The sequence below is a fragment of the Brevundimonas sp. ALps5 genome, from assembly GCF_058681645.1.
Genome location: NZ_CM178744.1, coordinates 1,383,621 through 1,395,367, shown reverse-complemented (window position 1 = coordinate 1,395,367; position 11,747 = coordinate 1,383,621). Strand labels below are relative to the sequence as shown.

Genomic DNA, 11,747 nt, shown 5'->3' with positions numbered 1-11,747 from the left:
TGGATCCGGATCGACAAAAATGGCCCGCCGTCCTGTAAGGGGCGGCGGGCTTTTGCCAAGCTTCCGCCGCAGAGTCCCGGGATGAAGCCGTCATGTCTCGTCAACTGACCGTACTGATCGCCGCCGTCCTGACGGTTTCCGCCCTCGCCGGTCCGGCCCTCGCGGGGACCGCCTATCTGGCCTACGACCCGGCCGACCGGATCACCACGGCCCTGACGCGTGGTCTGACGCTGGAGGTGCATCGCGGTCTGTTCGGGGCGGTGGCCATCCGGCGCATCATCTCGACCACCACGCGCGGCTCGGCCGATATCCGCCGAGGCGGCCCCGACGAGGCGCGGCGCGCCCTGCCCGAATATGCGGGCGAGACGACCATCTACACCATTCCCGAGGACGGCGACGGCCGCCCCCTGGCCCGGGCCCTGTGTCCCGGCGCCGACCAGACCTATCTGGTCGTCGGCCTGGTGCGCGCCGTTCGGCCCCTGACCATGCACGCGGTCGGCCGTTGGGCCGACGGCCAGTACCGTCACTGCGTCGAACTCTCCTACACCTACCGTGGCGAATGGGCCCTGCCGCCGCGCAACGGTTTCGGCGGCGGCGACAACCCCCTGCCCGAGCGGCCCTGACGCATGGGGATCCGGGGGGCTCTTCTCGCAGGTGTCATGGGGGCTCTCGCCGCCCTGTGGACCTGGACCGCGCCGGGCGACCCGGCGCTGTGGCCGAAGCCGGACAGCGATCCGGGTGTTCCGGTCTACCTCCTCGACAACGGCTTCCATACCGACATGGTCGTCCGGCGGGCTGCGCTGGCGGCCCGGCCCGGGCCCCTGGCCGAAGCGATCGCGACACTCGGTCCCGGCGACTGGATCCTGATCGGCTGGGGCGACGCCAAATTCTATGTCGATCAGAGCCCGATCCAGTCGCGCCTGCCCGACGGCGCCCGCGCCTTCTTCCATCCGGGCAATCCCTCCGTCCTGATGCTACGGCCCGAGACAGTCGCCCCTGAACAGGCCTTCCTGTCCGAGGGTCGCCGCCGTCTGGTGCTGTCACAGGCCGGGTTCGAGGCCATGGATCGCCGCATCGGGGCCAGTCTCGACCTGTCGACCGGAAAGCCGCGCGTCGCCGCGACCCGGCCTGGCGACCCGGTCCGCTTCTTCGCCAGCCACGAGACCTTCTCGGTCCTGCACCTGTGCAACCACTGGGCGGGCGAGGTCCTGAACGCCGCCGGTCTGCCGATCCGCCCGGTCCAGACCATCCTCTCGGCCGAGATTGGCCATACGGTGGATCGGGCGCAGCGAGACACGGCGGTGCTGGACAGGGCGGCCTCAGGGGCCTAGACCGCCCGACTTCCCTTTTCGAAGGGCGCTTTCAGGCCGGGTCCGATCCCCGGCGAGCGACGAGGATCCCCGCCATGAGCAACCGCAAGCCCAAATTCCAGAACGCCGGCCCCACCCAGCGCCAGCTGCGCGCGGGCGAACTGGTGCGTCACGCCCTGGTCGAGATCCTGCGCGAAGAGGAGATCCACGACGAGGCGCTCAAGGAGGTGTCGATCACCGTCACCGAGGTGCGGCTGTCGCCCGACCTGAAGCACGCCACCTGTTTCGTCGAGCCTCTGGGCGCGGGCGTCGATACGGCGCCGACGGCGGGCCACGAGAGCGAGATCATCAAGGCGCTGAACGCCCACGCCAAATTCCTGCGCGGCCAGCTGGGCCGGCATCTGGACATGAAGTTCACCCCCGACCTGCGCTTCCGTCACGACGAGAGCTTCGACGCCGCCAGCCGCATCGACCGCCTTTTCGACGACCCCCGCGTCCGCGCCGACCTGCAGGCGGGTCGGGACGAGGAAGACGAAGACTGATGCGGGCTTCAGGTCGTCAGGCCGAACTCGCCGACCAGAAACGCGTACCAGTCGGGCATGGCCGCCCTCAGCCGCTCTCGCGTAGACGGCGGCCGCGCCGCCCGGCCCCACAGGGCGACCGAGCCTGTCATGGCGAAGAACTCGTTGATGTTCGACAGCATATAGGCCTGCGGCGGCCAGTCGCCGCTGGTCTTCGCCTGATCAAAGGCGGCGACCAAGGCCGGATTGCCGCGGCCTCCGGCCAGTCGCCGCGCCTGATAGACGTGCAGCAGTTCGTGCAGCAGGACCGGATTCTCGGGCGGCGACACCGCGTCGTTCAGGGTCAGGCCGTTGCGGTCGACGCGGCCGGGCATGTTAAGGGCCGGATCGACGGTCAGGCGCACGGTGCGGAACCAGACCTTGATGTCCTCACGGATGTTCAGGCTCTCGACCAGATCGATCTGCTGACGGATCCAGCCGGCGACCGCCGCGCGCCGCTCCGATCCCATGGCGCTCATATCGACGGTGAAGCCGCGATGCTCGAAGACGTCAGGCTCCCCGGTTCCGGCTTGTGCGAAGGCGGGCGTCGCGGCCAGGGCGGCGAAGGCCAGGCCGACGCGTCTGCGGGTCATCCTTGTCGCGGGGGTCATCTCGGGCGCTCCGGCGTCTCAATCCATTCCTCTTATACGGAGATCGGCTGATGGGCCGTCGCAAGAAGGGCGAGGTCGTCAACGGCTGGGTCTGCCTGGATAAACCCTTCGAGATGGGCTCGACCGACGCCGTGTCGAAGATCCGCCGCCTGTTCAACGCCCAGAAGGCGGGCCACGCCGGAACGCTGGACCCCCTGGCCTCGGGCATCCTGCCCATCGCGCTCGGCGAGGCGACCAAGACCGTGCCCTTCATGATGGAGGCGCAGAAGGTCTATCGCTTCACCGTCCACTGGGGCATTTCGACCGATAGCATCGACCGCGAGGGCGAGATCATCGGCCGGTCGGACGTCCGCCCGTCTCTGGAGGCGGTCAAGGCCGCCCTGCCGGCCTTCATCGGCGAGATCGACCAGACCCCGCCGCGCTTCTCGGCCATCAAGGTCGACGGCCAGCGCGCCTATGACCTGGCCCGCGACGGCGCCGAGTTCGAACTGGCCAGTCGCAAGGTGATGATCCACGAGGCGGCGGTCACCGACATGCCGGACGCCGACCATACAGAGATCACCATCCGCACGGGCAAGGGCGTCTATGTCCGTTCGCTGGCGCGCGATCTGGCCCTGGCTCTCGGCGCCGAGGGGCATGTCTCGGCCCTGCGGCGCGAGCGGGTGGGGCCGTTTTCGGTCGAGAACGCCGTCACACTGGATTTCCTGACCGATCTGGTGCATAGGGACGCCGCCTTTGAAGGCCTGCTGCCCGTAGCGACCGCCCTGGACGACATCCCGGAGTTGGCCATTACGGAGCAGGACGCCTTCTCGCTTCGTCAGGGACGACCGATCGTTCTGCTCCCCCGACAGGTCGAAACGCTCAAGAGCCGCTTATCGGGCGGGGACAGAACCGTTTCAGCCTTTCACGGACAGACCCTCGTCGCTCTCGGTCAGTTGCGGGCCGGCCGGCTAGAACCCGACCGCGTTTTCAATCTCTCCTGAACACGGTTCAGGGGCTCCAACCGGAGAACTCCCGATGTCGATTACTGCTGAACGCAAGAACGAAGTCATCGCCGACAACGCCCGCTCCGCCGGCGACACCGGCTCGGCCGAGGTTCAGGTCGCGATCCTGTCGGAACGCATCGCCAACCTCACCGAACACTTCAAGACCCACAAGAAGGACAACCACTCGCGCCGCGGCCTGCTCAAGATGGTCTCGCAGCGTCGTCGCCTTCTGGACCACCTCGTCAAGGTCGATAAGGAGCGTTACACCGCCCTCATCACCAAGCTGAACCTGCGTCGCTAAGGCGCGGAACACGGATCGAGATTCGAGGCGCGGGCCATGTCCGCGCCTCTTTCCGTAACTACCCACCGGCGCGCCGCCGGACGTAAGGCGCAGACGCGGGGGCCAGATCGGTCCTCTTCCCGGATTGATCGCCATGGGGCGGCCGATCCATGGATCGAAGGACTGAACACCCGACGTATCCACACCCACTGATGGGACCCCGGCCGGAATACGCCGCCCGGGATACGAAAGACGAAACATGTTCGATATCAAACGCAAGACGATCGACTGGGCCGGCCGCCCGCTGACCCTGGAAACGGGCCGCATCGCCCGCCAGGCCGACGGCGCCGTTCTGGCCACCTACGGCGAGACCGTCGTCCTCGCCACCGTCGTCTACGGTCGCGCGCCCAAGCCGGGCCTGGATTTCTTCCCGCTGACCGTCAACTACCAGGAAAAGACCTTCGCCGCCGGCAAGATCCCGGGCGGCTACTTCAAGCGTGAAGGCCGTCCGACCGAGAAGGAGACCCTAGTCTCCCGCCTGATCGACCGCCCGATCCGCCCGCTGTTCGTCAAGGGCTTCAAGAACGAGACCCAGGTCGTCGTCACCGTCCTGCAGCACGATCTGGAAAACGATCCCGACGTCCTGGCCATGGTCGCCACCTCGGCCGCCCTGACCATCTCGGGCGTGCCCTTCATGGGCCCCATCGCGGCCGCGCGCGTCGGTTACATCGACGGTGAGCTGGTCCTGAACCCGACCATCGACCAACTGCCGGACTCGGATCTGGACCTGGTCGTCGCCGGCACCGCCGACGCCCTGATGATGGTCGAGTCCGAAGCCAAGGAACTGTCGGAACAGACCTTCCTCGACGCCCTGATGTTCGCCCACAAGGGCATGCAGCCGGTCATCGAAGCGATCATCGAACTGGCCGAGCACGCCGCCAAGGAGCCCTTCGACTTCCAGGCCGAGGACCACTCGGACGTCGTCACCGCGATCCAGTCGCTGGTTGGCGAGGACATCAAGGCCGCCTACACCCACACCGCCAAGCATGACCGCCACAACGCGGTCGGCGCCGCCAAGAAGAAGGCCGCCGAGGCCCTGGTGAAGACCGAAGAGAAGCCGGACGGCGTCGAATCGGCCAAGTTCGCCACCGCGTTCAAGGAATGCGAAGCCCACGTCCTGCGTCGCGACATCATCGACAACGGTCACCGCGTCGACGGCCGCGCCCTCGACAAGGTCCGTTCGATCGTCTCGGAAGTCGGCGTCTTCCCGCGCACCCACGGCTCGGCCCTGTTCACCCGCGGTGAAACCCAGGCCATCGTCGTCGCCACCCTCGGCACCGGCGAAGACGAGCAGTACATCGACGCCCTGACCGGGACGTACAAGGAGAAGTTCCTGCTGCACTACAACTTCCCGCCCTATTCGGTGGGTGAGACCGGTCGTATGGGCGGCGCCGGCCGTCGTGAAATCGGTCACGGCAAGCTGGCCTGGCGGGCGATCCGTCCGATGCTGCCGTCGAACGAGGACTTCCCCTACACCATCCGTCTGGTCTCCGAGATCACCGAGTCGAACGGCTCGTCCTCGATGGCCACGGTCTGCGGTTCGTCGCTGGCCCTGATGGACGCCGGTGTGCCCCTGAAGAAGCCCGTCTCGGGCATCGCCATGGGCCTGATCCTGGAGCCGTCGGGCGAGTTCGCCATCCTGTCGGACATCCTGGGTGACGAAGACCACCTCGGCGACATGGACTTCAAGGTCGCCGGCACGCGTGACGGCATCACCTCGCTGCAGATGGACATCAAGGTCGCCGGCATCACCGAAGAGATCATGAAGAAGGCCATCGCCCAGGCTTCGGCCGGCCGCCTTCACATCCTCGACGAGATGGACAAGGCCATCGACGGCGCCCGCACCGAGCTGGGTGAGTTCGCGCCCAAGATCGAGTCCATCAAGGTCCCGGTCGACAAGATCCGCGAAGTCATCGGCACCGGCGGCAAGGTGATCCGCGAGATCGTCGAAAAGACCGGCGCCAAGGTCAACATCGAGGACGACGGCACCGTCAAGATCGCCGCCTCGGACCAGGAAAAGATCGACGCCGCCAAGAACTGGATCCAGTCCATCGTCTCGGAACCGGAAGTCGGCACGATCTACTCCGGCAAGGTCGTGAAGGTCGTCGACTTCGGCGCCTTCGTGAACTTCTTCGGCGCCAAGGACGGTCTGGTCCACGTGTCGCAGATCGCCCTGGAACGCGTCGCCAACCCGGCCGACGTCCTGTCCGAGGGTCAAGAGGTCAAGGTCAAGTTCCTGGGCTTCGACGACCGCGGCAAGACCAAGCTGTCGATGAAGGTCGTCGATCAGGAAACCGGTGAGGACATCACCGACAAGATCAACGCCGAACGCGCCGAGCGCGGTGAAGCCCCGCTGACCGAAGACACCGGCGGCGGCAAAAAGCGCGAAGGCGGCGGCGAAGGCCGCGGCCGTCGTCCCCGTCGTGACTAGTCGACGGCGCTACCGCTGAAATGATCGAGGCCCCGCTGGAAACGGCGGGGCCTTTTTCATGTCGGATGGTCCGGCTGGAAATCGCATAAACATATAAACATGTCTTTATATGTATCTTGACATCCGATCGCGTCGGGACTTCAATGCCGACTGTCGTGGTTCTGCGCGTCCTCCCCGGAGGGCGCGGAGCTAAGAGGGAAGCCGGTTCGATGCCGGCGCTGCCCCCGCAACTGTAAGCGGCGAGCTGAAAGTCCATCTCGTGTCACTGACGCACTCGTGCGTCGGGAAGGCCGGACCCGAAGCCGTGACCCGTGAGCCAGGAGACCTGCCCCGACAGATAACGTCCTCCGGCGGGGTGTCCGGTCAGGCCGCATGAGCGCCGCGACGGGATTCTTCCGCGCGGGCGGTCGCGCGTCCCTGTCCGCTGTCTCGTCACAGCAAATGGCAGAGATCGAATGAGCGGCGCCGGCTTCACATTCACCATCAAGCGCACCGCGCTCGACGAAGACTATCGTCCCGCAGAGAACACGCGGATCACGACCAACTTCGCCAATCTGGCCCGGGGCGAGAGCCGCCGGGAGAACCTGCGCGGCGCCCTGCGCATGATCGACAACCGCTTCAATTCCCTGGCGCATCGGGACAATCCCAAAGGGGATCGTTATGCGGTCGAGCTCGAGATCATCTCCGTCGAGATGAGTCTCCCCCGGGAGGATGATCACGACGCCTTCCCGTTGATCGAAATCCTTCGAACGACCGTTCTCGACAGCCGGACCGGCGAGCGGATCGACGGGATCGTGGGGAACAACTTTTCCTCCTACGTCCGCGACTACGACTTCAGCGTGGTCCTGCCGGATCACCTGAAAGCCCACCCGAACACCGGCGCTCCGGAAGACTTCGGCGACCTGCACGGCAAGCTGTTCAAGTCCTTCCTGAACTCGGCCGCCTACCGGGATAATTTCGGCAAGCCGCCCGTCGTCTGCCTCAGCGTGTCGAGCAACAAGACCTACCATCGGACCGGAACCGAGCACCCCGTGCTGGGTCTCGAATATGCGAACGATGAGGTCTCACCGACCGATCAGTATTTCGCGAAGATGGGGATGAAGGCCCGCTATTTCATGCCCTGGGGCAGCGTGGCGCCGTTCGCCTTCTATCACATGGGCGACCTGACCGGTGACTACACCGACCTCGAGCTGGCCAGCACGATCAGCACGATGGAGACCTTCCAGAAGATCTATCGGCCCGAAATCTACAACGCCAACTCCCCGGCGTCGGAGCAGTACCGGCCAAGCCTGAAAGGGCAGGACTATTCGCTGACCCGCATCGTCTACGACCGGGAAGAGCGCAGCCGCCTCGCGATCGAGCAAGGCCGGTTCGTCGAGGAGCGCTTCATCAGGCCGCATCGGGCCCTGCTGGAGCAGTGGTCCGCCGACTTCGCCGCCTGATCAGCCCAAAAGTAGGAGTCCTCCGTCATGAAAACCCTGTTGCCCACCTCCACCGCCGGCAGCCTGCCCAAGCCATCCTGGCTCGCGACGCCGGAGACGCTCTGGTCGCCCTGGAAGCTGGAGGGCGAGGAGCTGGTCGCCGGCAAGCAGGACGCCCTGCGCCTGGCCGTGGACGATCAACGGCGAGCCGGGATCGACATCGTCGGCGACGGCGAACAGACGCGCCAGCATTTCGTCACCACCTTCATCGAGCATCTGGACGGCGTCGATTTCGAGAAGCGCGAGACCGTCAGGATCCGCAATCGCTATGACGCCAGCGTGCCGACCGTCGTCGGCGCCGTTTCCCGTTCCCGACCAGTCTTTGTCGAGGATGCGAAGGTCCTGCGGACCCAGACCGATCAGCCGATCAAATGGACCCTGCCGGGGCCGATGACGATGATCGACACCCTCCATGACGCCCACTACCGAAGCCGCGAGGCGCTGGCCTGGGAGTTCGCCAGGATCCTCAATCAGGAAGCGCTGGAGCTGGAGGCGGCGGGCGTCGACATCATCCAGTTCGATGAGCCGGCGTTCAACGTCTTCTTCGACGAGGCCAACGACTGGGGCATTGCCGCGCTGGAGCGAGCGGCCGAAGGACTCCGTTGCGAGACCGCCGTCCACATCTGTTACGGCTACGGCATCAAGGCCAATACGGACTGGAAGGAGACCCTGGGCTCCGAGTGGCGGCAATACGAGCAGACCTTCCCCAATCTGCAAAAATCCCGGATCGATATCATCTCCCTGGAGTGCCACCACTCCCGCGTACCGATGGATCTGATCGAACTGATCCGGGGCAAGAAGGTCATGGTCGGCGCCATCGACGTCGCCACAGACACCGTCGAAACGCCCGAGGAGGTCGCCGATACCCTGAGGCAGGCGCTTCGGTTCGTCGACGCCGACAAGCTTTATCCCTCCACCAACTGCGGCATGGCGCCTCTGTCTCGCCGGGTCGCCAACGGCAAGCTGAAGGCGCTGGGCGCCGGGGCGGAGATTGTCCGTCAGGAGCTGTCGGCCTGATGTCCGGGATGAATTCTCCGACCCGTCTGATCGACATGGTCTTTCCCGGCGACGCCAATCACCACGGGACCCTGTTCGGCGGGGTAGGGCTGGCCCACCTCGACAAGGTCGCCTTTCTGGCCGCCAGCCGCCACGCGGGCCGCCCGGTCGTGACGGCGGGCTGCGAGCGCATCGACTTCGCCGCCCCGGCGCGGATCGGTGAGATGGTCGAGGCGACGGGGCGTGTCGTCCGGGTGGGCCGGTCGTCACTCGGCGTGGAGGTCGAACTTCACGCCGAGGCCCTGCTCAGCGGTGAGCGGCGGCTCTGCACCCGGGGCCTGTTCAACATGGTCGCCCTGAGGGAGGCCGGCGACGAGGAGCCTCTCGCTCCGCCCGAGGCGGCGACCGAAGATCACGGCGGCTGGCTGCGGACAAGCGAGATAGTCTTCCCCGGGGCGACCAATCACTACGGCACCCTGTACGGCGGCGACGCCCTGAAACTGATGGGCAAGGCGGCCTTCGTCACCGCCACCCGCGAGGCGCGCCGGGTCATGGTCATGGCGGCCTCCAACCGGATCGATTTCTCCGCGCCGATCGGCGGGGGCGACATGGTCGAACTGGCCTCACGCGTGATCCGGGTCGGGCGCACCTCCCTGGCCGTCGAGGTTCGGCTCTCGGCGGAAAACCTGCTGACCGGCGCGCGGCGGCGCTCGGCCACAGCGGAGTTCGTCATGGTCGCCGTCGACGCCCAAGGTCGCCCGAGGGCGCTGGCCGGCGAGCACTGAGGGGGCGCTGTTTGCTTCGGGCGCTTTCCTCTGGACAGAGTGTCGCAGGGCTTTCAGGATTCAGGGATGACCTCTTCCGAGCCCCAGACCTTCTCGCCGCTGGAAAAGCGGGTGACCCTGATCGCCCTGATGATCGTCTTCCTGCTCTCGGCGCTGGATCAGACCATCGTCTCCACGGCCATGCCGAGGATCGTGGCCCAGCTGTCGGGACTGGACCTCTATCCCTGGGTGACGACGGCCTATCTTCTGGCTTCCACCACCATGGTGCCGATCTACGGCAAGCTGTCGGACATCTATGGGCGCAAGCCCATCCTGGTCATCGGCATCGGCCTGTTCATGCTGGGCTCGATGCTGTGCGGCCTGTCGGGCGAGTTCGGCGCCCTGCCGCTGCTCGGCGGCGGCATGACCCAGCTGATCGTCTTCCGCGCCATTCAGGGACTGGGCGGCGCCGCCCTGATCACCTCGGCCTTCGCCGTCATCGCCGACCTCTATCCGCCGCGCGAGCGGGCCAAGCTGGGCGGGCTGTTCGGCTCGACCTTCGGCCTGGCCAGCGTCATCGGCCCCCTGATCGGCGGCTTCTTCACCGACCTGCCGACCGCCCATCTGTTCGGCTATGAGGTCGCCGGCTGGCGCTGGGTCTTCTACATCAACCTGCCGCTGGCCGGTCTGGCCCTGTTCATGATCCTGGTCGAGATGCCACGCCTGACGCACCGGACGGGCGGCAGGATCGACTTTGCCGGCGCCGCGCTGCTGCTGACCACCTTCGTGCCCTTCCTGCTGGCGCTCAGCTGGGGCGGGACGGCCGGCTGGACCGCGCCGCATATCCTCGGCCTGTTCGCCCTGGCGGCCGTGTCCCTGATCGCCTTTCTGCTGGTCGAGGCCCGGGTCGCCAATCCGATCATCTCGCTGAGTCTGTTCCGCAACCGCACCTTCGCCACGGGCAATCTGTCGGCCTTCCTGATGTTCATGGCCTTCATGGGGATGGTGTCCTTCCTGCCCCTCTATATGCAGCTGGGTCTCGGCCTGCCCGCCACCACCAGCGGCCTGGCCATGATGCCCCTGACGGTCGGGCTGATCCTGGCGGCGACCGCTTCGGGCTTCCTTGTCAACAAGCTCGGGCGATACAAGGTGGTGATGGTCAGCGGCGCGGCCCTGACGACGCTGGCGGCCTTCCTGCTGTCGCAGACCCCTTCGGATGCAAGCCTGTTCGACCTGATGTGGCGCGTGACCCTGCTCGGCCTGGGCCTCGGCCCGGCCCAGAGCGTCTTCAACCTGGCCACCCAGAACGCCGTGCCGCGCGAGCAGCTGGGCGTGGCGACCAGCGCGGGTCAGTTCTTCCGTCAGGTGGGCTCGACGGTCGGCGTCGCGGTCTTCGGCGCGGTCCTGACCCACAATCTGGCGGCGCCCCTGAACCATCGCGCTTCAGCCGAGCCGACCGCACAGGTCCGGACCCTGTCGCTGGCCGATCTGGAGAAGCTGGCCCTCTCCAGCCGGGTTCAGGCCCAGCCCGGAGCCCCAACCGCGGCGGCGGTCGATCCGGCGGTGCGCGAGACGGTCACCTCGGCCATCCTGGGCGTCATCTTCGCGGGCTTCATCGTCTGCCTGCTGGGCTTTACGGCGACCCTTCTGGTGCCCGACCTGCCGCTGACGCCCCGACCCAAGCCGATCGACGGCCATACCCTGGGCGAGGCTCCCGGAGAGCCTCCGGCCGACCCGGCTTAGAGCGAGCCGCCGGCCGACCCGGCCTAAATCGGGGTCAGGCCGCGCACTCCGCCGGTTTCGTCTCGCCGGGTCCGTACATGGCGCAGGAGCGCTCGATCTCGCCCTGGATGGCGGCGCATTCGTTCAGGGCGTTGCAGGGCGGGTGGGTCGCGGGGCTGACGGCGATGCAGCGCCTGACCAGCTTCGCCGAAGCGGCCGCCCCGATGTCCTCGGCGCAGCTCTTCACGGGCGTCGGCGGGACAGGGTCGGTGATCGTGGCCTCGGCCTCTTCCTGGGGCGGGGCGTCCGCGGGCATGGCCGGGGCCGATGTCTGCGCGGCGCTTGCGGCCGGCGCCGCCGCCTTGTCCTCCGGGCCTTGCGACGCCGGAGATCCGCAGGCCGCCAGCGACAGAGCCGCCATCAGCATCGTCAGAGAAGCCAGTCCACGCATAGCCACGCCTCCACACCGTCGGATGGCGCGGACGATGCCCCGATCCGGAGAACATGACCAGCCCCGGCGAATCCCCGGGCGGGGACGCCGGGATC

Annotated in this window: 12 protein-coding genes and 1 riboswitch; of the genes, 10 read left to right on the top strand and 2 right to left on the bottom strand. The window is 66.8% G+C overall.

The window, feature by feature from the left end:
* Positions 1-92: 92 nt before the first annotated feature.
* The 3 genes from ACW172_RS06665 (at position 93) to rbfA (ending at position 1,852) form a co-directional block, all read left to right on the top strand.
* On the top strand, positions 93-623 hold the full coding sequence (locus ACW172_RS06665) for a hypothetical protein (protein ID WP_492034393.1): 531 nt from the start codon (positions 93-95) through the stop codon (positions 621-623).
* A gap of 36 nt (positions 624-659) precedes the next feature.
* Positions 660-1,331: a DUF2459 domain-containing protein gene (locus ACW172_RS06660; protein ID WP_492034392.1), complete on the top strand. Its 672-nt coding sequence runs from the start codon at positions 660-662 to the stop codon at positions 1,329-1,331.
* Between the two features lie 74 nt (positions 1,332-1,405).
* The gene (rbfA, locus tag ACW172_RS06655; RefSeq protein WP_492034391.1) at positions 1,406-1,852 is read left to right on the top strand and encodes a 30S ribosome-binding factor RbfA; all 447 of its coding nucleotides are present in this window, start codon (positions 1,406-1,408) and stop codon (positions 1,850-1,852) included.
* 8 nt (positions 1,853-1,860) lie between these two features.
* Here rbfA and ACW172_RS06650 read toward each other — a convergent pair whose 3' ends face one another.
* Positions 1,861-2,463 carry a hypothetical protein gene (locus ACW172_RS06650; RefSeq protein ID WP_492034390.1) on the bottom strand — a complete coding sequence of 201 codons (603 nt, stop codon included), beginning with the start codon at positions 2,461-2,463 and terminating at the stop codon, positions 1,861-1,863.
* Between the two features lie 68 nt (positions 2,464-2,531).
* On the opposite strand from ACW172_RS06650, the gene truB reads away from it, so the two are divergent.
* The 7 genes from truB (at position 2,532) to ACW172_RS06615 (ending at position 11,222) form a co-directional block, all read left to right on the top strand.
* Positions 2,532-3,464 carry a tRNA pseudouridine(55) synthase TruB gene (gene truB / locus ACW172_RS06645; RefSeq protein ID WP_492034389.1) on the top strand — a complete coding sequence of 311 codons (933 nt, stop codon included), beginning with the start codon at positions 2,532-2,534 and terminating at the stop codon, positions 3,462-3,464.
* A 34-nt stretch (positions 3,465-3,498) separates the two neighbouring features.
* A complete protein-coding gene (gene rpsO, locus ACW172_RS06640; protein ID WP_492034388.1) occupies positions 3,499-3,768 on the top strand; it encodes a 30S ribosomal protein S15 in 270 nt (89 codons plus the stop codon).
* A 238-nt stretch (positions 3,769-4,006) separates the two neighbouring features.
* Positions 4,007-6,238 (top strand): polyribonucleotide nucleotidyltransferase, encoded by a 2,232-nt coding sequence (gene pnp / locus ACW172_RS06635; RefSeq protein WP_492034387.1) that lies wholly within the window; start codon positions 4,007-4,009, stop codon positions 6,236-6,238.
* A 139-nt stretch (positions 6,239-6,377) separates the two neighbouring features.
* Positions 6,378-6,585: riboswitch (cobalamin riboswitch) on the top strand.
* A gap of 108 nt (positions 6,586-6,693) precedes the next feature.
* Entirely contained in the window at positions 6,694-7,680 is a 987-nt protein-coding gene (locus ACW172_RS06630; RefSeq protein WP_492034386.1) for a DUF1852 domain-containing protein, read from the top strand.
* 27 nt (positions 7,681-7,707) lie between these two features.
* Entirely contained in the window at positions 7,708-8,736 is a 1,029-nt protein-coding gene (locus tag ACW172_RS06625) for a methionine synthase (protein ID WP_492034385.1), read from the top strand.
* Entirely contained in the window at positions 8,736-9,500 is a 765-nt protein-coding gene (locus tag ACW172_RS06620; RefSeq protein ID WP_492034384.1) for an acyl-CoA thioesterase, read from the top strand. Before ACW172_RS06625 ends, ACW172_RS06620 begins: the two co-directional genes overlap by 1 nt.
* A gap of 66 nt (positions 9,501-9,566) precedes the next feature.
* The gene (locus ACW172_RS06615; protein WP_492034383.1) at positions 9,567-11,222 is read left to right on the top strand and encodes an MDR family MFS transporter; all 1,656 of its coding nucleotides are present in this window, start codon (positions 9,567-9,569) and stop codon (positions 11,220-11,222) included.
* A gap of 34 nt (positions 11,223-11,256) precedes the next feature.
* Here ACW172_RS06615 and ACW172_RS06610 read toward each other — a convergent pair whose 3' ends face one another.
* Entirely contained in the window at positions 11,257-11,652 is a 396-nt protein-coding gene (locus ACW172_RS06610; protein WP_492034382.1) for a hypothetical protein, read from the bottom strand.
* Positions 11,653-11,747 lie beyond the last annotated feature (95 nt).

What these genes read in the sequence shown, in the direction of transcription:
- ACW172_RS06665 (WP_492034393.1), top strand. Translation starts at nt 93, where the DNA reads ATGTCTCGTCAACTGACCGTACTGATCGCCGCCGTCCTGACGGTTTCC.
- ACW172_RS06660 (WP_492034392.1), top strand. Translation starts at nt 660, where the DNA reads ATGGGGGCTCTCGCCGCCCTGTGGACCTGGACCGCGCCGGGCGACCCG.
- rbfA (WP_492034391.1), top strand. Translation starts at nt 1,406, where the DNA reads ATGAGCAACCGCAAGCCCAAATTCCAGAACGCCGGCCCCACCCAGCGC.
- ACW172_RS06650 (WP_492034390.1), bottom strand. Translation starts at nt 2,463, where the DNA reads ATGACCCGCAGACGCGTCGGCCTGGCCTTCGCCGCCCTGGCCGCGACG.
- truB (WP_492034389.1), top strand. Translation starts at nt 2,532, where the DNA reads ATGGGCCGTCGCAAGAAGGGCGAGGTCGTCAACGGCTGGGTCTGCCTG.
- rpsO (WP_492034388.1), top strand. Translation starts at nt 3,499, where the DNA reads ATGTCGATTACTGCTGAACGCAAGAACGAAGTCATCGCCGACAACGCC.
- pnp (WP_492034387.1), top strand. Translation starts at nt 4,007, where the DNA reads ATGTTCGATATCAAACGCAAGACGATCGACTGGGCCGGCCGCCCGCTG.
- ACW172_RS06630 (WP_492034386.1), top strand. Translation starts at nt 6,694, where the DNA reads ATGAGCGGCGCCGGCTTCACATTCACCATCAAGCGCACCGCGCTCGAC.
- ACW172_RS06625 (WP_492034385.1), top strand. Translation starts at nt 7,708, where the DNA reads ATGAAAACCCTGTTGCCCACCTCCACCGCCGGCAGCCTGCCCAAGCCA.
- ACW172_RS06620 (WP_492034384.1), top strand. Translation starts at nt 8,736, where the DNA reads ATGTCCGGGATGAATTCTCCGACCCGTCTGATCGACATGGTCTTTCCC.
- ACW172_RS06615 (WP_492034383.1), top strand. Translation starts at nt 9,567, where the DNA reads ATGACCTCTTCCGAGCCCCAGACCTTCTCGCCGCTGGAAAAGCGGGTG.
- ACW172_RS06610 (WP_492034382.1), bottom strand. Translation starts at nt 11,652, where the DNA reads ATGCGTGGACTGGCTTCTCTGACGATGCTGATGGCGGCTCTGTCGCTG.